At 63.2% G+C, this 22,047-nt stretch carries 22 protein-coding genes and 1 tRNA gene; 9 read left to right on the top strand and 14 right to left on the bottom strand.

Going from position 1 to position 22,047, the window contains the following annotated elements:
- Window positions 1–19 precede the first annotated feature (19 nt).
- From JSO19_RS08420 to JSO19_RS08405, 4 genes are all read right to left on the bottom strand, one after another.
- The gene (locus JSO19_RS08420; protein WP_270910999.1) at window positions 20–1,783 is read right to left on the bottom strand and encodes a dipeptide ABC transporter ATP-binding protein; all 1,764 of its coding nucleotides are present in this window, start codon (window positions 1,781–1,783) and stop codon (window positions 20–22) included.
- On the bottom strand, window positions 1,783–2,703 hold the full coding sequence (locus JSO19_RS08415) for an ABC transporter permease (RefSeq protein WP_270910998.1): 921 nt from the start codon (window positions 2,701–2,703) through the stop codon (window positions 1,783–1,785). The genes JSO19_RS08420 and JSO19_RS08415 overlap by 1 nt, the downstream gene beginning before the upstream one ends.
- A complete protein-coding gene (locus tag JSO19_RS08410; RefSeq protein ID WP_270910997.1) occupies window positions 2,700–3,653 on the bottom strand; it encodes an ABC transporter permease in 954 nt (317 codons plus the stop codon). Before JSO19_RS08410 ends, JSO19_RS08415 begins: the two co-directional genes overlap by 4 nt.
- Window positions 3,654–3,734: 81 nt before the next feature.
- Entirely contained in the window at window positions 3,735–5,261 is a 1,527-nt protein-coding gene (locus JSO19_RS08405) for an ABC transporter substrate-binding protein (protein WP_442915713.1), read from the bottom strand.
- A 296-nt stretch (window positions 5,262–5,557) separates the two neighbouring features.
- Here JSO19_RS08405 and JSO19_RS08400 point away from each other — a divergent pair, with 296 nt between their 5' ends.
- Window positions 5,558–6,307, top strand: a complete 750-nt coding sequence (locus tag JSO19_RS08400) for a FadR/GntR family transcriptional regulator (protein ID WP_270910993.1) — start codon at window positions 5,558–5,560, stop codon at window positions 6,305–6,307.
- A gap of 18 nt (window positions 6,308–6,325) precedes the next feature.
- On the opposite strand, the gene JSO19_RS08395 is transcribed toward JSO19_RS08400, so the two are convergent.
- Window positions 6,326–7,246, bottom strand: coding sequence for a cation diffusion facilitator family transporter (locus JSO19_RS08395; protein WP_442915712.1), 921 nt, complete (start codon window positions 7,244–7,246; stop codon window positions 6,326–6,328).
- Between the two features lie 129 nt (window positions 7,247–7,375).
- Here JSO19_RS08395 and proC point away from each other — a divergent pair, with 129 nt between their 5' ends.
- Window positions 7,376–8,230 carry a pyrroline-5-carboxylate reductase gene (gene proC, locus JSO19_RS08390; protein ID WP_270910989.1) on the top strand — a complete coding sequence of 285 codons (855 nt, stop codon included), beginning with the start codon at window positions 7,376–7,378 and terminating at the stop codon, window positions 8,228–8,230.
- Between the two features lie 3 nt (window positions 8,231–8,233).
- Here the strand turns inward: proC and JSO19_RS08385 are convergent, their stop codons facing one another.
- Complete coding sequence (locus tag JSO19_RS08385) at window positions 8,234–8,728, bottom strand: nucleoside deaminase (RefSeq protein ID WP_270910988.1); 495 nt, start codon at window positions 8,726–8,728, stop codon at window positions 8,234–8,236.
- 44 nt (window positions 8,729–8,772) lie between these two features.
- Here JSO19_RS08385 and upp point away from each other — a divergent pair, with 44 nt between their 5' ends.
- The 3 genes from upp to JSO19_RS08370 all read left to right on the top strand — a co-directional run bounded on the left by upp (window position 8,773) and on the right by JSO19_RS08370 (window position 11,310).
- Complete coding sequence (gene upp / locus JSO19_RS08380; protein ID WP_270910987.1) at window positions 8,773–9,408, top strand: uracil phosphoribosyltransferase; 636 nt, start codon at window positions 8,773–8,775, stop codon at window positions 9,406–9,408.
- Window positions 9,409–9,786: 378 nt separating this feature from the next.
- Window positions 9,787–10,437 carry a winged helix-turn-helix domain-containing protein gene (locus tag JSO19_RS08375; protein WP_270910986.1) on the top strand — a complete coding sequence of 217 codons (651 nt, stop codon included), beginning with the start codon at window positions 9,787–9,789 and terminating at the stop codon, window positions 10,435–10,437.
- Window positions 10,438–10,590: 153 nt separating this feature from the next.
- The gene (locus tag JSO19_RS08370) at window positions 10,591–11,310 is read left to right on the top strand and encodes a DUF4870 domain-containing protein (protein ID WP_270910985.1); all 720 of its coding nucleotides are present in this window, start codon (window positions 10,591–10,593) and stop codon (window positions 11,308–11,310) included.
- A 117-nt stretch (window positions 11,311–11,427) separates the two neighbouring features.
- Here JSO19_RS08370 and JSO19_RS08365 read toward each other — a convergent pair whose 3' ends face one another.
- From JSO19_RS08365 to JSO19_RS08355, 3 genes are all read right to left on the bottom strand, one after another.
- Window positions 11,428–12,579, bottom strand: a complete 1,152-nt coding sequence (locus JSO19_RS08365) for an IS30 family transposase (RefSeq protein ID WP_442915703.1) — start codon at window positions 12,577–12,579, stop codon at window positions 11,428–11,430.
- Window positions 12,580–12,761: 182 nt separating this feature from the next.
- A complete protein-coding gene (locus JSO19_RS08360) occupies window positions 12,762–13,130 on the bottom strand; it encodes a PGPGW domain-containing protein (protein ID WP_270910984.1) in 369 nt (122 codons plus the stop codon).
- A 219-nt stretch (window positions 13,131–13,349) separates the two neighbouring features.
- Window positions 13,350–13,423, bottom strand: a tRNA-Arg gene (locus tag JSO19_RS08355).
- Window positions 13,424–13,529: 106 nt separating this feature from the next.
- On the opposite strand from JSO19_RS08355, the gene JSO19_RS08350 reads away from it, so the two are divergent.
- Window positions 13,530–14,057 (top strand): adenine phosphoribosyltransferase, encoded by a 528-nt coding sequence (locus JSO19_RS08350; RefSeq protein WP_270910983.1) that lies wholly within the window; start codon window positions 13,530–13,532, stop codon window positions 14,055–14,057.
- A 3-nt stretch (window positions 14,058–14,060) separates the two neighbouring features.
- Here the strand turns inward: JSO19_RS08350 and JSO19_RS08345 are convergent, their stop codons facing one another.
- The 4 genes from JSO19_RS08345 to JSO19_RS08330 all read right to left on the bottom strand — a co-directional run bounded on the left by JSO19_RS08345 (window position 14,061) and on the right by JSO19_RS08330 (window position 18,911).
- Complete coding sequence (locus JSO19_RS08345; RefSeq protein ID WP_270910982.1) at window positions 14,061–14,729, bottom strand: TrmH family RNA methyltransferase; 669 nt, start codon at window positions 14,727–14,729, stop codon at window positions 14,061–14,063.
- A gap of 78 nt (window positions 14,730–14,807) precedes the next feature.
- On the bottom strand, window positions 14,808–15,758 hold the full coding sequence (locus tag JSO19_RS08340) for an aldo/keto reductase (protein ID WP_270910981.1): 951 nt from the start codon (window positions 15,756–15,758) through the stop codon (window positions 14,808–14,810).
- A gap of 54 nt (window positions 15,759–15,812) precedes the next feature.
- Window positions 15,813–16,679: a glycerophosphodiester phosphodiesterase gene (locus JSO19_RS08335; RefSeq protein ID WP_270910980.1), complete on the bottom strand. Its 867-nt coding sequence runs from the start codon at window positions 16,677–16,679 to the stop codon at window positions 15,813–15,815.
- Between the two features lie 63 nt (window positions 16,680–16,742).
- On the bottom strand, window positions 16,743–18,911 hold the full coding sequence (locus tag JSO19_RS08330; protein ID WP_270910979.1) for an ATP-dependent Clp protease ATP-binding subunit: 2,169 nt from the start codon (window positions 18,909–18,911) through the stop codon (window positions 16,743–16,745).
- A gap of 165 nt (window positions 18,912–19,076) precedes the next feature.
- Between JSO19_RS08330 and JSO19_RS08325 the strand changes: the two genes are divergently transcribed.
- The 3 genes from JSO19_RS08325 to JSO19_RS08315 all read left to right on the top strand — a co-directional run bounded on the left by JSO19_RS08325 (window position 19,077) and on the right by JSO19_RS08315 (window position 21,353).
- A complete protein-coding gene (locus JSO19_RS08325) occupies window positions 19,077–20,330 on the top strand; it encodes a D-alanyl-D-alanine carboxypeptidase family protein (protein WP_270910977.1) in 1,254 nt (417 codons plus the stop codon).
- Window positions 20,331–20,411: 81 nt separating this feature from the next.
- Window positions 20,412–21,077: a TetR/AcrR family transcriptional regulator gene (locus JSO19_RS08320; RefSeq protein ID WP_217133664.1), complete on the top strand. Its 666-nt coding sequence runs from the start codon at window positions 20,412–20,414 to the stop codon at window positions 21,075–21,077.
- 90 nt (window positions 21,078–21,167) lie between these two features.
- A complete protein-coding gene (locus tag JSO19_RS08315; RefSeq protein ID WP_270910974.1) occupies window positions 21,168–21,353 on the top strand; it encodes a hypothetical protein in 186 nt (61 codons plus the stop codon).
- Here the strand turns inward: JSO19_RS08315 and JSO19_RS08310 are convergent.
- The gene (locus JSO19_RS08310; RefSeq protein WP_270910973.1) at window positions 21,350–22,024 is read right to left on the bottom strand and encodes a TetR/AcrR family transcriptional regulator; all 675 of its coding nucleotides are present in this window, start codon (window positions 22,022–22,024) and stop codon (window positions 21,350–21,352) included. The two genes, JSO19_RS08315 and JSO19_RS08310, sit on opposite strands and share 4 nt — an antisense overlap.
- Between the last annotated feature and the right edge of the window lie 23 nt (window positions 22,025–22,047).

Here is a 22,047-nt window from a genome sequence, read left to right as displayed (position 1 = left end):
CGACGCGGGTGTGGTCTCGTTATGAAACGTGTGCGAGCTCTTGCCGCAGCGAAAGCGACGAGGCAATGAGCCGTTGCGTGTAGGGGTGCTGGGCATCGCGGTATACCCGCTCGGTCTCGCCGGCCTCGACGATCTCGCCCGACTGCATGACGATCACCTGGTCACAAATGTGGCGCACGACGTTCAGGTCGTGCGACACAAACACGAGCGTGAGCCCGTACTCGTCAACGAGGTCGGTCAGCAGGTTCAGCACCTGGGCACGCACCGAAACGTCAAGCGCGCTCACCGGCTCGTCTGCAACAACGACTTGAGGGCGGCAAATGAGCGCCCGCGCGATCGAAATGCGTTGCCGCTGGCCGCCAGAGAACTGGTGCGGGTAACGCTTTGCGGCGTCAGCCGGCAACCCCACGGCCTCGAGCATCTCGGCGACCATGCGCTCACGCTCTTCGGGAGTCTCGTTGCGCCCGCGAACGAGCAGGGGCTCAGCGATGATCTGCCCAACCCTCATGCGCGGGTCAAGCGAGCCCATGGGGTCTTGGAACACAATTTGCAGGTTTTGACGCAGCTCACGCAGTTGCGACTCACGGGCCCCCGCGACCTCGTTGCCCGCGACGATCGCGCTTCCCGACGTTGGCTGATCAAGACCCGCGAGGATACGCAACAGGGTTGACTTGCCAGAGCCTGACTCGCCGACGACACCGAGTCGCCCGCCGGGCTTCAGCTCAAACGAAATGCTCTTGAGCGCTTTCACCTCGGCTGCCGGCGCAAAGAGGCTCGTCTTCGAGCGCGTGTAGGTGCGCACGAGGTCGGTGACCTTCATAATGGGTTCTTCATGGCTGGGCTCAGCGGGGCTGACCGCTGGCGCTTGGCTGTCTGCCACGCCGGGTGCCGCACCAAGCTCAGGCTCGGTGCCAAGCGGCTCGTCAGGAGCCCCGGGGGCGGGAGGAACGTAGTCACGAGCCGTCGCCACGGTAAACAGGCGCCCATCTTGATCGACCGCGTCGAGGTCAGAGGCCGCGAGCAGGCCACGCGTGTACTCGTGCTGCGGGTTCATGAAGACCTGAGCCGTGCTGCCCTCTTCAACGATCACGCCCTCGTTCATGACGAGCACCCGGGTGCACATGTTGGCGACCACGGCGAGGTCGTGCGTAATAAAGAGCAGCCCGGTGCCGCGCTCACGCACGAGCTCAAGAATCAGGTCGAGCACTTGGCGCTGCACCGTCACGTCGAGCGCCGTGGTGGGCTCATCACACAGCAACAGGCTCGGGTCGTTCACGAGCGCCATGGCGAGCATGACGCGCTGGCGCTGACCCCCGGAAAGCTGGTGCGGGTAGGCTTTGGCCGCCTGCTCAGGATCGGGCAGGTGCACCGCGTCGAGCATCTCGACGGCCTTGCGGTGTGCGTCAGCGCGCGAAACACCCGGCTGGTGCAGCCGCACCGCCTCGGCCACCTGCGCGCCCGCACGCATGAGCGGGTTGAGCGCGGTGAGCGGCTCCTGAAACACCATCGCCATGTCTTGCCCGCGCAGCTTCATGAGCTCTGCCTCGGGAGCTTCAAGCAGGTTGCCCCCGTGACCGTCGAGCCGCACCGAACCCTCGGCGCTCACGCCCTCGGGCAAAAGCCCGAGCAGGGCGGTCGTGGTGAGCGACTTGCCCGAGCCAGACTCGCCGATGAGCCCAATACGCTCGCCGTGAGCCATCTGCAGAGAAAAGTTGTGCACGAGCGTGCGCTCTGCCGTGCGAACGTTGAGCCCTCGCACATCGAGAAGTGGTGACGATGCCATTAGCCTCTGCCTCCTGAAAGTTTCGGATCAAAGCGGTCGCGCAGGCCATCACCCAGGAGGTTGAAGCCCATGACCGCGACGGCGATAGCGACACCGGGCCACACCGCCAGCAAGGGGTGAGTGCCAAGAAACTGCTGCGACTCTTGCAGCATGCGACCCCACGACGGTGTCGGCGGCGGGGTGCCGAGGCCCAAGAAACTCAGTGCCGCCTCGGCGAGCACCGCGAGGGCAAACGACACCGAGCACTGCACAAAGATGATGCCGATGATGTTTGGCAACACGTGGCGCACCGCGATGCGCAACCGCGACTGGCTCGCAGCCTTCGCCGCGAGCACGTACTCGGTACTCATCACCTGCAGGGTGCCCGAGCGGGCCACCCTCGCAAAGCCGGGCACACTCGCGATGCCAATCGCGACCATCGCGGTCAACGTCGAGGCCCCAAACACCGCGCTCAGCATGATGGCGAGCAGCAGAGCGGGAAAAGCGAGCATGATATCTGAGCCGCGCATGATGATCTCTTCGATCCACCCGCCTCGAATACCGGCGAGAATGCCGATCGGGGTGCCGATCACGAGCGCGATGCCAACCGAGACGAGCCCGACAAACAGTGTGATGCGCGAGCCGTAGAGCATGGCCGAGAAAAGGTCGCGGCCGTACCGGTCGGTGCCGAGCAGGTGCGCAGCACTCGGGCCGGCGAGCCTCGCTTCGGGGTCTGCCTGCACCGGGTCGTACGGGGTCCAGACAAACGAGACGAGGGCCGCAAGCACCACGAGCCCCACGAGCACGAGGCCGATGATGAGCGTTGGCGAGAGCGCGCGCCGCTCAGTCGCGGTTCGCTTGCGCGAGGGGCCACCCGGGACCTGCAGCGCGCGGGTGCGGGGAGCCTGAGCGGGAAATGGTGAGGTCGAGGGGTTGCTCATCGTGCCGAGCTCCTTCGCATGCGCGGGTCGACGACCGTGTACACGATGTCGACCACCAGGTTGAGAATGAGAGTGAAGGCGACGAGCACCATCACGACCGACTGCACCGTGAGCAGGTCACGGTTGCCCACCGCGTCGAGCAGCATCGAGCCGAGGCCTGGAATCACAAACACCCGCTCGATCACCACGGCACCGATGATGAGCGCCGCGAGCTGCACGCCCGTCACCGTGATCACCGGGATTGCGGCGTTGCGCAGCCCGTGCTTCATGAGCGCGCCCGCCTTGCCGAGGCCCTTCGCCCTCGCGGTGCGCAAATAGTCTTCGCTCTGCACCTCAAGCACGGCCGACCTCACATACCGCGTGAGAATCGCGCCCTGCACCGCGGCGAGCGAGACGACCGGCAGTACGAGACGCCGCAAGAAATCACCGAAGTCTTGTCCCGGTGGGGTCCAGCCGTTGGCCGGAAACCAGCCGAGGCCTACCGCGAAGAACATGACGAGCAAGATTGCGGCAAGAAAACCAGGAATCGCGACGCCGAGCTGTGAGCCGACGCTAATCATGACGCCCGAGAGGTTTCGGTGCTTCACCGCCGACCAGGTGCCGAGCGGAATCGCGATGAGCAGCGCCAGCACCATCGCGCTCAGCACCAGGATGAGACTCACCTGCAGGCGGTCAATCACCATCGGGCTGATGTCCTGGCGCGTCAGGTATGAGGTGCCGAAGTCGCCGACGAAAAGGCCACCCACCCAGTCAAAGTACTGCACGATCAGCGGTCGGTCGGTGCCGAACTCACGTCTCGTCTGTTCGAGCAGCTCGGGGGTCGCGTTAATCCCGAGCGCGACCTGAGCCGGATCGCCCGGAATAAGCCGCATAAAAAAGAACACGATGATCGTGGCGACGCCAAAGGTCACCAAAAACCGTGCAAGATTGATGAGAATTCGAATGGCCATACGTCTTCCTCACAGCCGATGTCGGTCAGGGCAAGCTGAACGCCCGCGGGGCACCACCTGGGGTGATGCCCCGCTGAAGCGTTACTTCCAGCTGAGATTGGTGAGGTCGAGCGCCTCGATAATGGCGTTTTCAGGCATTCCCTGCAGGTCGCTCTTCGTCACGACGATGTTGGGAAAGAGGAAGAGCACCCCGCTCGCGGCGTCGTCAACGATCTGACGAGCGACCTCGCGCATGCCCTCGACGTACCCATCTTCGTCGGCGCCATCGGCCTCTGCGGCGAGCGCCTCGATCTTCGAGTTGTCGTACCCGATGTAATAGTCAGGGTTGTTGAAGACGGTCAGCATGTCACGCGCTTCGACGGCGAGAATCGTCGTCATCTGGAAGTCGTGGTTCGTGAACACCTGGTCGAGCCACACTGCAGGAAACTCTGATGAGCGGATCGTCGCGTTGATGCCCACGTCTTTCAACTGCGAAACCACAATTTCAGAGACCGCCTGAGCGTAGGGCCTCGTGGGCACGTCGAAGGTCACCTCGACGTTTTCTTGCCCAGCCTCGGCGAGAAGCTCGCGGGCCTTCTCGGGATCGTGCGGGTACACGTCGTTGAGGTCTTCGTAGTAGGGGTCGGTGGGTACCGCGTAGGTTGCCACGGTCGTTCCGTACCCGCTCCAGGCGGTGTCAATAATGGCCTGCTCGTCAATCGCGTAGAGCACGGCCTGGCGCACACGCACGTCGTCGAACGGCTCGACGCGGTTGTTCAGTGAGAGCGACACCTCGCCGCTCGAGGTGCCCTCGGTGACGGTGAACGCGTCGTTGTTCTCAAAGGCGTCGAGGAGTTCGGGTGCCTGGAGGTTCGCGACGGCATCGACGTCGCCCGTTTGCAGCGCGTTGGTCGTTGCCGTGGCATCGGCAAAGTACCGAAGCGTCACCTGCTCAACCTTCGGGGCGTCGCCCCAGTAGTCGTCGCGGGTGTCGAGCACGATCTTTTCGTTCGGAGCCCACGAGGCGACCTCGTACGGCCCCGTGCCCACGGGAGCGTTCGCGAGATCATCAACGCCGTCGGGCGTAAAGATCGCGCCGACCGGGGTCGCGAGATCAAAAAGCCACTGGTTCGAGGGTCGGCTCAGGTGCACGGCAACCTCGGTGTCAGAGAGCACCTCGACGCTCTCAACGACATCCATCTTGCCCTTGAGCGTCGTGACCCAGTCACTCTGCACCCGCTCAAAGCTGAACTTGACGTCTTCGGCGGTGAAGGGCGCGCCGTTCGAGAAGGTCACGCCATCATTCAGCGTGAAGGTGTAGGTGGCCCGGTCATCACTCACCTCCCACCCTGAGGCGAGCAGCGGAACGATCTCGCCTTCCTGGTTCAGTTCGACGAGGCCTTCGTAGACGTTGGCCATGAGCGCCTGAGGAATCGCGGCGCCGGCGGTCGTCGTGAAGTCGAGGTTGGTGGGAGTGCCCGTGAGCGCGACCGTCACCGTCGTTGGTGCGGCACCGCCCTCACCGCCTGACCCACCGCTTCCCCCTGCCCCGGCCGAGCAGCCCGTCAGTAGTAACGCACCCGCGGTCACCAACGCCGCGGCATAGACAAATGGTTTCTGAGTTTGCATCATTGCTCCCTGAGGTTTTAATCCGTAAGGCGGTGAGCCTTAAGCGTACGCTCGCGCATAACCGGATGTTGCACCAGGATACATGGTAAGGCCACTCATGCACAGCCCCAGCGTTGCGAGTCTTCGCGCCACAACACCGTGCCGCCGCACGGCTCTGCCATTCCCCTGGCTGAACATGCCCCAAGACCCGACTGCGACTCGTGTGGTTTATTCTTAAGGTGCCATGAAGTGGCCACACTGCAGTGAGTCACCGAAAGACCCGACTGCACGGCGATCAACGAGGAGCAACAACGGCGATGACACACAGTTTCGAACCCGCGGTTCCGGTGCACACCTACCAACGAATCGTCGACCAGATCGAGCAGGCCATTGTCAGCGGCGAGATACCGGTCGGCTCACAACTCGCGAGCGAACGAGAGCTCATGGTGCAGTTTGACGTGAGCCGCCCAACGATCCGCGAGGCACTTCGCGTGCTGCAGAGCATCGGGCTCATCGCTTCAAGGCCGGGCACCCGCGGCGGCCCGCTCGTGCTCGCCCCCTCACCCGAGACACTCACGCGATCGTTTCGCGCAATGGTCGGCACTGACGCCTTGAACGTCTCAGAGCTCGTCGAATACCGCATCGTACTCGAGGGGTCAGCGAGCCGCCTCGCCGCCCTGCGCCACACCAACGAAGAACTCGAGCGCATGCGTCGCGGCATCGAACGCATGGAACAGTGCGCCCGTGACAACGCGGAAGATTTCGCCGACGCTGACCTCGAATTTCACGAGGCGGTCTGGGCGGCATCGGGCAACGCCATCGTTGAGATGAGCGGCCAGGCCGTCTCGGGCGTGCTGCGACAGATCATGCAACAGCACGCCGAAGGAACCCACCACGACAACCGAGAGAAGCTCGAAAACGCGCGCATTGACCGGGGGCTCTTCGAAGCTATCGCGGCGAGAGACTCTGCACGGGCTGGCTTCATCGCACAGCAGGCCATCGCCGATCGCTTCGCACCAAGCTTCGGCTCAGACGAGCAGGCCATCCTGCGCATGCTCGCAGACTAGGCCCGAAGGCCGCGGCACTTAGTCGTAGCTCAGCGTCACGATGTCTTCGGTCAGCGGCGTCGCCGAGGGGTCGCGCCACACGTCGGGCTCAATGTAGATGACCTTGGCGTGGGGCACCTGGGCGCGCACGTGGCGCTCGGCCTGGTTAATAAGGAACGAGAGCTCGCGCACCTTGCGCTCTGGGCCGACACTAATCTTGACGCCGATCATGAGCTCTTCGGGGCCGAGGTAGAGCGTCTTCATGTGAATGATGCGCTCGACGCCCTTGACGCTCACGATCGCCGCCTCGATCTTGGCCAGGTCTTCGGGGTTTGCTCCCTCTCCCACGAGCAGGCTCGAAACCTCGATCACGAGCACCACCGCGACCGCGATGAGCAGCACGCCAATGGCGATGGTGGCGAGGGCGTCGTAGATGCAGTTTCCGGTGAGGGCGGTGAGACCAACGCCGAAGAAGGCAAGCACGAGGCCCACGAGCGCGGCGAAGTCTTCAAGCAAGATCACGGGCAGCTCGGGCGACTTCTCGTGACGAATGAACTGCCACCAGCTGCGCTCGCCCTTGAGCGGCTTGCTCTCGCGCACGGCGACGCGGAGCGACATTGACTCGAGCACGATCGCGATGACCAGCACGAGAAGCGGCAGCCACCACATCGTGAGCGCCTCGGGGTGCTTGAACTTTTCAATGCCCTCGTAGACCGAGAACATGCCACCGACCGTGAAGAGCACGACGGCGACGACGAACGCGTACAGGTAGCGCTCCCGCCCGTACCCAAAGGGGTGCTTCGCATCGGCGCGGCGCTTCGAGCGCTTGCCCCCGATGAGCAGGAGCAACTGGTTGCCGGTATCAGCGAGAGAGTGCACACCCTCTGCGAGCATGGCCGACGAACCCGAGAAAAATGCGGCAATAAACTTTGTGATCGCGATGCCAAGGTTGGCGCTCATCGCGGCAATAATCGCCTTCGTTCCACCGTGTGAGGTGCTGGACTGGTCTTCACTCACGTGTGTGCCTCCTCGAGATGTTGCTCACCATTATGGCCTACCACCCCGAACGTGATCCGTATGATGTTGCACATGAGCACTCTCGATAACCCAGACCTGCCCACCATCGCCATGCTCGGAGTCGGATCGATGGGTGGTGCCATTCTCGAGGGCCTCCTCGCGCCCTCGGTCAACCGCTCTGCGCCCGTGCGCGTCACCACGAACAGCGAGGCGAGCGCCGCGAAACTCAACGAGCACGCCGACGTCGTCGCACACGCGGTCGAGAAGAACCCCGACGCGAACCGGGTCGCGGCAAGGGGCGCCAAAGCCATCATCGTCGGGGTGAAGCCCTGGCTCGTTCACGACGTACTCAAAGAAATTGCCGATGAGCTTGACGAAGATGCGGTGGTGATCTCGGTCGCGGCAGGCGTCACGATCGACAGCATGCGCGCGCTCCTTCCCTCATACGTTTCGGTCTTACGCGTCATGCCCAACACCCCGTCGCTCGTTGGCCGCGGGGTTTCGGGCGTCGTCGGGGTCGAAGACACTCCCCCAGAGGCGCTCGATCTCGCGAGCCGCCTCTTCAGCACCGTGGGCGACGTGATCGTTGTGAACGACGAAGCGCAGCTCGACGCTCTCTCGGCGATCTCAGGCTCGGGCCCCGCATACGTCTTCTACTTCATCGAGAAACTCACCGCGGCCGCTGAACGCCTCGGCTTCACGAACGACCAGGCGAGGCGCATGGTCGAGGGAACCTTTCTCGGCGCAAGCATGCTGCTCGATCACCAGGGCGGCACGCCAGAGGCGCTTCGCCGCAAGGTGACGAGCCCGAACGGCACCACCGAAAAGGCCATCGAAAGCTTCTCGCAGGCAGGCCTCGACGCCATCATGGACGACGCGGTTGGCGCGGCGATCACCCGCGCCCAGCAGCTCGCACGGGGCGAGTAGCCCCTATTCGCCCGGGGCTTCTCGACGGCCGCGAAAAAAGGCCTCGAGAAGCGTTCGGGCACGATCCGCCTCGATGCCAGCGATGACCTCGACCGGGGGCTGCGCCAGCCGCTCATCGCGCACGATGTCGTAGAGACTGCCGGCGGCGCCAGCCCGTTCCTCCCATGCGCCAAAAATGACGCGCGCGAGCCTCGCCTCGCGAATCACGCCAGCGCACATGATGCACGGCTCGAGCGTGACGGCGAGCGTGCAGCCCGTCAAGAAGCGGTCACCGAGCACACCACAGGCCTCGCGGATCGCGCGAATTTCTGCGTGGCCAGTCGGGTCGGTCGAGTGCAGCCTCTCATTGTGGGCACGCGCGAGCACCTCGCCGTCGGGGCCGAACACGACCGCACCGATCGGGATCTCGCCCGCCTCGCCGCCCCGCTTCGCCTCGTCGAGGGCCATACGCATCGCGCGCACCTCGGCGCCGCTCGCGGGAATCCCGGCTGCGTGCATGGTTCTCCTTAGGAGTTTCTCGGTTCGGGCTTTACACTTAACGCATGCGCGTTTTTGTTGCCGATCACCCTCTCATTACCCACAAGCTTACGGTCTTGCGTGACGCAAGGACCCCTCAGCCGACCTTCAAGCAGCTCATTGAAGAACTCATGACGCTGCTCGCCTACGAGGCGACGCGTGAGGTGCGGGTCGAAGACATCGAGATCGAGACCCCCGTGACGACGACGGTGGGCAAGCGCCTGAGCGAGCCGCTGCCGCTCATCGTGCCGATTATTCGCGCCGGTCTCGGCATGCTCGACGGCATGACGAAGCTCGTTCCCACCGCCGAGGTCGGCTTTCTCGGCATGCTGCGCGATGAAGAGACGCACGAGCCCATGACCTACGCCGAGCGCCTGCCAGAGAACCTCGAGGGGCGCCAGTGCTTCGTACTCGACCCGATGCTCGCAACCGGCGGATCGCTCGCGGCCGCCATTGAATACCTGTTTGATCGCGGCGCCGACGACGTGACCGCAATCTGCGTGCTTGGCACACCCGAGGGCATTGCCAAGATCGAGCAGACGATCGGCGATCGCAACGTCACCCTCGTGCTCGGCGCGCTCGACGAGGGCCTCGACGAAAACGCGTTCATCGTTCCCGGCCTCGGCGACGCGGGCGACCGCCTCTACGGCACGACCGCCTAGCGCTTCAAGCCGCTATTCTTCTCCCAAAGGGTCGCTTTCCAGCGGCCCTTTGGCGTTTCCCGGGCTGTCACATTACGGCCCGGGGTTGACGGATTCGACGAGCTGCCCTATTCTGACCATTATGAATACCTACACGACGCATCTGCCCGCCCTCGAGGTGACCCTCGGGCAGGCCGGCATGATGTGCCGTCGTGATGGTATGCGCAACCGAATGTGTATGTAACCTGCGCCTCTGAGCTCGCCTCTTGCTGAGCTCCGCACTCTGAACGAGCACGACACCGTTCTCGTTCTGGCCCCGGCCTCTCGCCGCTGGCCACACATTCTCTTCTCCCCCTCGGGCCGCCTCTCGGAGCCCACACTCAAGGATTGACGCATACCATGACCACCACACTCGCACCCCGTACCCTTTCGGCCGACCAGGCCTCAGCCCCCACTCAGCGCGACATTCGCGGCTTCGCCCTCTACGTGGGCCTCAGCGAAGACAAGATCGCCGGCAACCAGCAGGTCAGCGACATCGTTCGCCAGATCAAAGACCTCGTCGCACAGCTCGCCCCCGAAGCCGCGACCCACGCAACCGTTGCCCTCGCTCCCGAGAGCACCGGCGGTAAAGACCTCGACGTGGTGCGCCGCGCTCTCGGCGACCCGAGCGCGAAGGCGCGCGAGATCCGCCCGGAATCGGTCGAAGACCGTGCCGAGCTCGTGACCATCGATATCACGCGCAAGCAGGTGCTGCTCGACGGCATTCCCGCCGCCCTCACCTACCGCGAGTTCGAACTCTTGCAGTTCTTCGTTCTGCGCGAGGGCTTCACCGTCTCTCGCGAGCAGGTCGTCGAGGGACTCTGGGCGTCGAGCCCCGAAGAGGAGCAGCCCTCGGCTCGCACGATCGACGTGCACGTTCGCCGCCTGCGCGTGAAGCTCGGCAAGTACCAGGACATCATTCGCACCGTGCGCGGCGCCGGCTACCGTTTTGACCGCCACGCCGACGTGCGCATCGTGCAGATCGGCACCCCGAGCCCCGACATCATCTAGCGGCAGCGGCGTCCTTCCCGGCCGAGGCGACACTGCGCACAGGGCGCAAACTTCTCGTGAATTTTGCCTGAAAAGCCCAGCTTTCTCGGTAATATACGCAGTGAAGTGCCTCTGCCCGCGCACGAGCCGCAGGCCCAACCGAAGGAACCCGTCATGTCATCGCAGACTCCCAACCCGCTTGACCCCAAGCCGATCGACGAGGCCCTCGCTGGCGCTCAGCCACCCGAGCCACAGCCGTCTGAGCTTCAGCCGTCTGAGCTGCAGCCGTCTGAGCCACCCCAGACGACCCAGCCCGAGCACCCGGTCGAGCCAGGGCAGCAGCCTGCGGTGCCACCGGCTTCGACGCTGCCACCGACTCCTGCTCCGGCGCAGTACCAGCCTCCGCAGTATCAGGTGCCGCAGTATGAAGCGCCGCAGTATCAGGCGCCGCGCGATCCGCACGCTCCTCAGTTCCAGGCACCGCAGCCGGGCCAGCAAGGAGGCGGGCAGCCACCCTACGGAGCGCAGCCCAACCCCGCCGCACCTGAGTCAGGCTCGAGCACGACGACCAATCTGCAGCTGAACTACTGGCTATCGGTGTTTCTCTTCTGGATTCCGGCCCTCATTTTCTACCTCACCGAGCGCGGCAAGTCACCCACGATCGATAAGTTCAACCGCGACAACCTGAACTTCACGCTCGTGCGCACCATTGTTGGCGTTGCCGTCTGGCTCTTTTCGGGTATTCCCATCTTGGGAACGCTCGTTGCACTCGCCGGCTCAATCGCGGGCCTCGTACTCTTCGTGTTCCACCTCATCGCCGCGATCAAGGTGAAAGAGAACTACGAACGCGGGCAAGGTTCGGGCTTCGTGTTCAACATTGACATCGTGAAGTAGCATTTCGCCGGTTGGGTGCTGCTGTGCCCAGGGCTACCACCCCTGGACTCATCGTGTGGTCAACTGGGCTCATCGTGTGGTCAAAAAGTGTCGATTTTCGTCGGCGGTTTCTAGCGGTCAGCGCAACAGTATCTCTTCGATGACCTCGGCCGGCTTCGCGAACGCTAACCGTTTCCGGGGCCGGTCGTTCATCTCCCACTCAACATAATCGAGATCTGCCTGACTGAACACACTCAGATCAGTGCCCTTGGGGAAATACTCCCGCAGTAACCCATTCGTGTTCTCATTCGTCGGCCGCTGCCAGGGCGAGTGCGGGTCGCAAAAGAACACATCAATATCAGCTCCCATAGCGACTTCTTGATGCTTACTCATCTCTTTGCCCTGGTCCCAGGTGAGAGTCCGACGAAGCACATCAGGTAACTCTTTCATCTTCGCGATAAGCCCCTCAGTGACTGCTTCTACCCGCGGTAACGAGGGGTCTAACCAAACAAGGAATAGATAGTTCGAGTGGCGTTCAACGACCGTCCCGATAGCGCTCTTGCCATCTTTCCCGATAATTAAGTCACCTTCCCAATGCCCAGGAACAGCCCGATCAAGTGCTTCTGCGGGACGGTCAACAATGTTCACCATCCCAGCAATTCGGCCCTGCCTAGACTGGCCAGAACGGTGACTGTGTCGGATCTTCCTCCCCGTACGAACCCGAACCTCAAGCTCGCGTTTGAGCCCACCCCTGGCAAGGAGATAGATCGCTTGATAGATCGTTTCGTGTGACACTCGCATCTCCGGCTGATCCGGAAACTCGCGCTGTAGCCTGCCCACAACCTGTTCCGGTGACCGCTTCAACGATAGTTCAGCCTCCACAAAACGCCGTAACCGCGGATTCGTTACCAGCTTCGACGGTTTCGGTCTGCGGGCGCGCTGAAACGTTTGCGATTGTGCCTGTGTTGCCCGATACCTCGGCCTACGAGCCCGTTCAGAAGAAAAGAACGCGTTCCGCCGAATCTCACGACTCACTGTTGACGGGGCACGCCCCAACTTCCTCGCGATCTCACGAATCCCAGCCTTTGCCGTCCATAACGCCTGAATCTCGATACGCTCCTCGAACGATAACGACGACACCCGGGCTACTCTTCGGGGTCTCACCCCGCCCTGCGAATGAATATGTGACAAGATCGCGGCTTCGCTCTTGTCTACCCGTTCACCAATCTCTCGTGCGGTGAAGCCAGCAGCTCGCATATCCCAGATCGTGTTCACATGCTCAGCAAGCATGTTCCTTGAGAACTTCATGTCAGTGTCCACCCTTGTATTGTCTCGGGTGTTGCAACCACCGTTAGAACCCGCGAGCGAAATTCGACACTTTTTGACCACACGAGCGTGAAAATGGAGAGTGCGGGCGGGTACAAGCCGAATATGAGCACTGGAGGGCGGCAAATTAGGCCCAGCCAGGCCAGCTACGCCTCGCGAGCACGCGAACGCTCGACTTTTCGGCGGGCGCGCCACCAGCGGTAGCGATCCGCGTATTTTTGCACGATGATGCGCAGGCGAGTGAGCGCGTTTCTTGCCCAAGCGAACTCCGAACCGAGAATCGCGAGCCCTAAAAAGATGGTGAGCCAGCCGGGGCCAGGTAAAACGAGCATGGCGATTCCGGCGAGAATAACGACGCCGCCGATGACGGCGACGGTGATTTTATAGGCGAGCGCGAGCCAGGGGCGCCGGCCGACAATCGCTTTGAACCGTTCGAGAAAGCCACCGACGCGGGCGGCGAGGCGTTTCATCCAGCCGGGGTGATCTTCGGGCGAGCGCGTGCGCGGGTCTGGCATGCGGTCGCCCCCTTCACGTCTCACGGTCTCATAACATGAGCCCTCATTCAGTGTAGGCGATGCTTACTGAGAGCATTTCTCTCAGTTGCGAGCGAGCGGGCAGAGGCGGCAGAACGATGCCGAGACGAGCAGCACCGGCAGCACCGGCAGCAGTAGCGACAGCTCATCCGGGGAAAACAAAACACCCGGCAAGCTATACTTACCGGGTGTTTTACTTTGTGCGCCCTAAGGGATTCGAACCCCTGGCCTTCTGATCCGTAGTCAGACGCTCTATCCAGCTGAGCTAAGGGCGCATGTGGAATAACTCCAACTCATAGAGAATACAACACCAATCTTGGCAAACACAAATCGAGTTTTGTTCCGCGCGTCGTTTAAGGCGCAGTGCACTACCCTAGACAGGTGACCAATGCACTTGAATACGCGGAATCGCTGATCGCAAACGTACCCGATTACCCGCAGGAAGGCGTGATCTTTCGAGACATCGCCCCACTGCTCGCACACGGCCCGTCATTTGATGTGACCGTGCGCAACCTCATCGAGCCTTTCACAGGTTCGTTCGACATTGTTGCCGGCGTCGATGCGCGCGGCTTCATTCTCGCGGGCGCTGCCGCATCGGTTTCGGGCGCGGGCCTCATTCCCGTGCGCAAGCTCGGCAAGCTCTCACGCCCGGCGCACTCGGCCGAGTACGACCTCGAGTACGGCACGGCGACACTGCAGGTACAGAACGACGTTCCTGCGGGCTCACGCGTACTGCTCATCGACGATGTGCTCGCAACGGGCGGCACGCTGAGCGCGGCCGCTCACCTGCTCGAGCAGCTCGGCCACGAGATCGTGGGCGTTTCGGTTCTCTTCGAGATCGCCGATCTCAAGGGTCGCGACAAGCTCACCGAGTACGAACTGCACACGGTCTTCAGCAGCGAGGGCTAAACCCTACGAGCGCGCGGCCGGGCCTCCCGGCACAAAGCTCGAGCGCTGGGTGACCCACGAGAACATCGTGACCGCGGCTGCTGCCGAGGCGTTGATCGATCGCGTTGATCCATACTGGGTAATTTCAACGACCTGCTCGGCCGCGGCAACTGCCTCGTCGGTGAGCCCCGGCCCCTCTTGGCCGAAGAGCATGACGCAGCGCTCGGGCCACTCGAAGGTCTCCATGGGCACGCAGCCCTCGACGTTGTCGATCGCGATAACGGGCAGCTGCTGCTCTGCGGCCCAGGCGGCAAAGGCCTCAATACTCTCGTGGTATTGCACGTGCTGGTAGCGGTCGGTCACCATCGCCCCGCGCTTGTTCCACCGCCGGCGGCCCACGATGTGCACCGTGTCAGCGGCGAAGGCGTTGGCGCTGCGCACGATTGACCCGATGTTCATATCGTGCTGCCAGTTTTCAATGGCGACGTGAAAGGTGTGCCGCTGCTCGTCGAGGTCGGCGACAATCGCCTCCATCTTCCAATAGCGATAGCGGTCGATCACGTTTCGGCTATCGCCGTGTTCGAGCAGTTCGGGGTCGTAGAAGGGCTCGGTGGGCCATTCGCCCGGCCAGGGCCCCACCCCCGCGGTGGTTCGCTCGGGGTGGGGCTCTGGGGCTACGCGTTCTTCGGTCACGCCTCTATTCTCTCAGGCCCGGGTGCAAGCTGAGCTGCATCCCGGCCAGATACGCGCTGGCGCGGCCTCGATTCCTGCCTACGCGGCGGTACTGCTCGCTTCGGTGAGTGAGGTGAGCTCTGCGTCGCTCAGTTCAAGGCGCACCGATTCACCGAGCACCTCAAGCTGTTCGAGCGTTCGGGCGCTTGCAATGGGTGCGGTGATCGTGGGTTGCTGGCGCAGCCACGCGAGCGCAACCGCGGCAACCTGCGCCTCGTGCGTCGCGGCAACGCTGTCGAGCGCTGCGAGCACCTTCTCGCCACGGGCATCGAGGTACTGCAGGGCGCCGCCAGCCCTGGGGCTCGCGCCCTCGGCCTCAGCGTCGTTGGCCGAGCGGTACTTGCCCGTCAGGAACCCCGCGGCGAGCGCGAAGTACGGGAACACCTTGAGTGACTCGGTCTCGGCCACCGCACGCAATCCGTTCGTTTCGTAGTCGCGCTCAACGAGGTTGTAGTGCGGCTGCAGCGCGACCGGCAACTCGAGGTTTTCGGCTCGTGCGACCTCAAACCATTCGGCAACGCGTTCTGCCGAGTAGTTCGACAGGCCGATCGCCCCAATCTTGCCCTCGCGTTTGAGGTCAGAAAATGCGGCAGCGGTTTCGACAATGGGTGTGTCGGGGTCGTCGAAGTGAGCCCAGTACAGATCGATGGTCTCGACACCGAGCCGCCCAAGTGATGCCTCTGCCGCGCGACGAACATTGAGCGGATCAAGCCCGCTGTACTCGGGGTGCGTTGAAACCTTCGTTGCGACGGTCATTCTTCCGTGTGCACCACGGCTCGCGAGCCACCGCCCAATGACCTCTTCTGATTCGCCGCCCTTGTGGTCTGGCACCCAGTGCGAGTAGCCGTCGGCGGTATCGACCATCTTTCCGCCGCGCTCAAGGAAACGATCGAGCACCGCAAATGACTGCTCTTCGTTCGCTGTCCAGCCAAAAACGTTGCCGCCCAGAACCAGAGATCCGGCCCCGTGTTGCGCTTGTAGATCGAGCATGTCGTGCGTCCCTTCTTCATTGTTGGTAACACTTCTCATCCTCGCGCACGAACCTTAACGATCAAGCCACTCCTGCAATTCAGGTACGCTATCGGTCACGATGAGGTCGACCCCGGCGGTCTCAGCGGCCTCCCACGCGATCTCGTCGTTGAGCGTATAGGCGAAGGTCGCAACACCCTCGCCGGAGAGCGTATGTACGGTGTCGAGATGCTGCTCGATGAGGTCGAGCCCCGCACCAATACCGTCGATGTCGAGTTCGTCGACGAGGCTCACGAGATCGTCGTCAATGCTCTTGGTGAGCTTGACCCGCGCGGCCCCTGGGCTTGCCTCGGTGAGCCTTCGCATGGTCGTCTCGTCAAAGCTTTGCCAAACGATGCGCTCGCTCGCCTCCCGCTTCTCGACCTCGCCGAGTAACGCCTTGATCTCGGTGGGCCGCCAAGTTCCCTTGAGCTCGACGAAGGCGAGCGAGCGTGCCGGCACAAACACGTCGAGAAAGTCGTCGAAGGTTGGCACGGGCTCGCCGCGGTATTCGCGGCTGAACCAGCTTCCCGCGTCGAGTTTTGCGATCTGGCGGTGGGTGAGCTTCGAGACCTCACCCGCACCGTTCGTGGTTCGGTCGACGCGGGAGTCGTGCATGAGCACCGGCACGTTGTCTTTGGTGAGCCGCACGTCAATCTCAACAAAGTCGACGTCTTGCTCGAGCCCGTAGCGCACGCTCGCGAGCGTGTTCTCGGGCGCCGCAGAGGCCGCGCCTCGGTGCGCAATCACGCCAACACCGTCGGCCTTGAGCGCACGGTGCGCGTTGGGTTGGGCGGTCGCGGCGAGCGCCGCCGTGCCGAGGGCTGCCGAGCACACCAGTGCCGCGACAGCCCCGATCACGACGGCGCGTCGACGCCCGCTCCCGTTGCTTCGAAACTGCACCTGACCCCCTCGCTTCATCACGATGGCGCCAGCTTACCTCGTTTCGTTACCGTTTTGTGATCATTATTCTGCGGATCGCGGCCTCTCGCTCACAACCTCGAGCGATTCGCCGTCGCCCGCGACCGTGACGCTCACGTGATCGCCATCGTGAATTTCGCCGGCGAGAATGCCCCTCGCGAGACGGTCATCAATCTCGGTCTGCATGAGGCGTCGCAGCGGCCGCGCACCGTAGAGCGGATCGTAGCCGCGCCTAGCGAGCCAGTTGCGGGCCTCGTCGCTCACCTCGATCTCGAGACGCTTGCCCTCGAGCCTCGAGCGCAGGCGGTCGACCGAGATACCCACGATGTGGGCAAGGTTGTCTTCAGACAGGGGCCTGAAGATCGCGATCTCGTCGAGACGGTTGATGAACTCGGGCTTGAAAGCCTGGCGCACCGCCTCACCGACGGCGAGCTCCTTCTCTTCCCAGCTGAGTGCCGGGTCAACAAGAAACTGACTGCCGAGGTTCGAGGTGAGAATGAGAATGACGTTGCGAAAGTCGACCGTGCGCCCCTGACCGTCGGTGAGGCGCCCGTCGTCAAGCACCTGCAGGAGCACGTCGAACACCTCGGGGTGCGCCTTCTCGACCTCGTCGAGCAGCACCACCGAGTACGGCCTGCGCCGCACCGCTTCGGTGAGCTGACCGCCCTGTTCATAGCCGATGTAGCCGGGAGGGGCTCCCACAAGACGCGACACCGAGTGTTTCTCGCCGTACTCTGACATATCGATACGCACGATGGCGCGCTCGTCGTCAAAGAGAAACTCGGCGAGCGCTTTCGCGAGCTCGGTCTTGCCGACGCCGGTGGGCCCAAGGAACATGAATGAGCCGGTGGGCCGGTTCGGGTCTGATACGCCAGCGCGGCTGCGACGGACCGCGTCGGCCACGGCCTTGACCGCGTCTTCCTGACCGACGAGTCGCTGACCAAGCTCGGCTTCAAGCGCGAGGAGCTTTTCGGTCTCGCCCTGCATGAGCTTGCCGACGGGAACGCCCGTCCAGGCGGCGACCACGCCGGCGATGTCTTCGTCGGTCACCTGATCGTTGATCATGCGCTCGCCCGAAAGCTCGTGCTCGCGGCGTTCGGCCTCGCCCAGCTGGCGCTCAAGCAGCGGAATCTCACCGTAGAGCAGGCGCGAAGCCTCCTCGAGACGTCCCTCGCGCTGCGCGAGATCAGCCCGCACCTTCGCGCGGTCAAGCTGCTCACGCAACTCACCGAGCTTATTGAGCCCCGAGCGCTCCTCTTCCCACTTCGTTTCGAGCACGCGCAGTTTCTCCTGCTGCTCGGCGAGCGTTTCGCGCAGGTGCGCGAGGCGCTCTTTCGAGGCGTCGTCCTTTTCACCCTTGAGTGCCATTTCTTCGAGTTTCATCCGGTCGACCGCGCGGCGCAGTTCGTCGATCTCAATCGGTGCGCTATCAATCTCCATGCGGAGCCGGCTCGCCGCTTCGTCGATGAGGTCAATCGCCTTATCGGGCAACTGACGCGACGTGATGTAGCGGTTCGAGAGCGCGGCGGCGGCAACGAGCGCCGAGTCGGCGATCGTCACCTTGTGGTGCGCCTCGTAGCGCTCCTTGAGCCCACGCAAGATCGCGACCGAGTCTTCAACACTTGGCTCGCCGACGTACACCTGCTGAAAGCGACGTTCAAGGGCCGCGTCAGCCTCGATGTACTCGCGGTACTCGTCAAGCGTTGTCGCGCCAATGAGGCGCAGCTCACCACGGGCGAGCATGGGCTTCAGCATCTGCGATGCGGCCACCGACGATTCACCGCCGCCAGCGCCCATGAGCGTGTGCAGCTCGTCAATGAAGGTGATGATCTTGCCATCACTGTCATGAATTTCTTTGAGCACGGCCTTCATGCGCTCTTCGAACTCACCCCGGTACTTGGCTCCCGCAACGAGCGCCGAGATATCGAGTGAGATGAGTTCTTTATCGCGCAGTGACTCGGCGACGTCGCCCGCAACGATGCGCTGGGCGAGCCCCTCGACGACGGCCGTTTTACCGACGCCGGGCTCGCCGATGAGCACGGGGTTGTTCTTGGTGCGCCTCGTGAGCACCTGGCTCACACGGCGAATCTCGGCATCGCGACCAATCACCGGATCAAGCTTTCCGGTTCGGGCGACCTCGGTGAGGTTAATGCCAAATTGTTCGAGCGCAGACTGCGGTTCTTCTTGCTGCTGCGGCTGCATTCCTGGTTGCATGGGCGCTCCTTTCGCTGTCCATTTCAAACTTGAGCTTAGTTGACTCAAGTTTATCAAACTGCCCACAATTTCTCTACTCTTTTACCCCCATATCAACACCTCGCCTGGTACGATACGTCAAGACAACAGCCGGGCCTCGCGCTCCCGCAATGGCCGAGAGGGCTCATGAATTCACCAAGCAGCAGGAGCAAGAAGCCCCTTCTCGTCACACTCTCGGTCACCTGCGCGCTGCTGCTCGCTGGCGGCGGCTACGTCGCCGCGGTCGCGGCCGCGCCACCGATCAAGCCGACGTTCGCTGAGGCAGAGGGGGCACTGGCCCCGATCCACCACGGCGATACCCAGGCGCACGAGATGGTGCTCGCAAAACCCAAGCCCACCGCCGTCGGCTTCGCCGAGCAAGACACCGTGTGGTCGAACGACGAGACCGCCTACCCGCTCGCGAGCATTTCCAAGCTCATTACGGTCTTGGTCTGCCTTGATGCGGCCCCGCTCGACCCCGACCTTTCGACGTGGGGCACCTACACGTGGACCCAGGCCGATCGCGAGCGCCAGGAGGCCTTCATCGCCGATGAGGGCGTCGCGTTTCCTATGCCCGTCGGCACCGAGATACCGCTCACCGATCTTTTCACCCTCATCTTCCTCCCCTCGGCAAACGACATGGTGACCGCATACGCCTACACCGTCTTTGACAGCAACGATGCATTCGTCGCCGCTGTGCACGCCTGGGCCGAGAAAAACGGGCTCGACTCGATCGAGTTTCGCGAGCCCTCGGGCATGGACGAGGGCAATAAGGCAAGCCCGAGCGACCTCGTTCGCGTGGGCCGCATCGCCCTCAAAGACCCCGTGATCACCCAGTTCATCACGCAGGAGTCGGCCTACGTCGAGGGTGCCGGCTACGTCGAGAACACCAACCCCCTGCTCGGTGTTGAGCAGGGCATTCTCGGCATCAAGACCGGGCGGTCGCTCTCGGCCGGCTTCAATCTGCTCGTCGCGCAAGAGCGCACGAGCAACGGGCGCAGCTACGATCAAATCTCGGCAACGATGGGCCGCGGGTCTTTGCGAGAACGAGCCAGCTCTGGTCGCGAGATGCTCGGCGAGCTCGACAAGCTCCCCCTCTCGGTCGCCCCGCTCCAGGCGGGCGAGCTACTCGGCACGCTCACCGACTGGTCGGGCGCCACCATCGAGGTCACGGCTGCCGACGCAGCGGCCGAGGTGACCCTTTTGCCCGGCGAAAGCGTGACCCGCGAGGGCCTTACCGTCACGACGCCAGAAACCGCCAAAAGCGGTGCCACGGTGGGCACAATGACCGTCTCAACACCGGCGGGCGAAGAGCAGATCGAGCTCGTCACCACAGCCCCGCTCACCCAACCTGACCTGTGGTGGCGTGTAACCCACCCTGGTGACGTACTCTTCCGCTAAAATGCTCGCTATCTTCTCGCATTTTCGCGTTCATATTTTCACAAGCTCTTTCGCTACAGTGGTTGACCGAGGGGGACCCAATTGACCGCACAACAGAAACGCCAACAAATTCTTGAGGCCGCCGCCCAAGAGTTCGTCGAACGCGGGTATGCCGCAGCAACGCTCTCGTCGGTGGCAGGCCGCCTTGGCTTGACGAAGGGCGCACTCGCCCACCACTTCCCGACCAAAGATGAGCTGCTCTCAGGCCTCGGCGAACAGCTGAGCCAGGCCATCGAAGACTCTGACCGGGTGACCCGGGCCGCGTTTCCGAACAGCGGCATTCACGCGGCAGTCGCCTACCTCGTGCAGCTGAGCGCGATCGCCGCGAAGAACGTGTGCGTCGCCTCGACACTCGTACTGCTCACCGACCGTGGGGCACCGCCGAGCGCCATCTCAGAGCTCATCTTCGAGTGGCTCGACGGCCTCGTCTCGTTCCTCAAGCAGGCCCAGGACAGCGGCCAGATCGCCCCCGAGGTCGATGTCGAAGAGTTCGGTGAGTTCATGCTCGCGACAAACATCGGCACCACCCTCATCCCGAGCCGCACCCCCACGCCGCAGAACCGCCGCAAGCGTCTGCGTTTCATTCGCCTGGGCCTCGCGTCACTCGGTCTCGAAAACCCCGATCAGGTCGTCGACGAGGTGCTGCTTTCGGGCTACATCGACGTGCCCGCGATCAACCCTCCCATCGACCCGGTTCCGCTCCCCTAGCGAGCGGCCCCTCAAGGCCCGCCCTCACAGGGCAAGGCCAAACGCCGCATGGCTCGTTCACCTTTGCCCGTTTCTCTGTAGGCTGGCGGTATGTCAGAGAACAATCGGCTATTTCAGTCGTCAACCGGCTGGGTGCTCGGCGGCGCAATCGTCGGCGGTGGCGCGGGCGCGCTGCTCGGGCTCAGCTGGGATTCCGTTGATGTCGGCGCCGCAATCGGTTTTGCGCTGGGCGCGTGCGTGGGTTTCTCGATCGGGATGCTGCGCAAGCGGGGTTAGACCGCAGCTGCAGCGCTCTGCCCCTCGTCACCGAGCATGGGCTCCAGTCGCTCCTGAATGAGCCCCGGCCTCGCACCAACGAGCGTTTCGCACGCCTCGGCGAGACGGCTCGCGAAGAGTGCCGCGTCGGTTCCACGCGCGAGTGCGTGGGCGGCCATACCGTCGATCATCGCAAGAATGTGCCAGGCAACGGCTTCTTCATCATCGAGGCGAAACACCCCCTCGGCCCGCCCCTCGGCGATGATCTCGGTAATGCCACGCTGCCAATCACCCATCTGCTCATCGATCATGAGCGAGAGCGCCTTGCTGCCCCGGCCAAGCGACCACGCGTCAACCCACACGAGCGTGATGTCGTTGTGGTCACGACGCAGCACGGTCGCGATCATGCGCGCGAGCCTCGCCGGCCCGCCCGTCACCTGCCTCGCCTCGGTCAGCACCTCTTCGAGCTCTGAACTCACGAGTTCTCGAAAAGTTCGGGCAACGAGTTCTTCCATGGTGCCCGCGTAGTGGGCGACGAGCCCCGGCGCGACGCCAGCGCGCGTTGCGACCGAGCGCAGCGTGAGCGCAGAGAGGCCCGCTTCGCGAGCGAGCGCTGCGGCTGCGGTGTGGATCTCGTCCGATCGCTGGTCGGGTGTTTTGCGAACGCGAGGGCGTGAGGCGGGTGTTGACATGATGACTCCAGTGTAAGATGATT

This window comes from Leucobacter sp. UCMA 4100 (assembly GCF_027853335.1).
In the GTDB taxonomy this organism is placed as follows: domain Bacteria; phylum Actinomycetota; class Actinomycetes; order Actinomycetales; family Microbacteriaceae; genus Leucobacter_A.
Note: the sequence above shows the minus strand (reverse complement) of the source record. Positions and strands in the feature narration are given on the sequence as shown.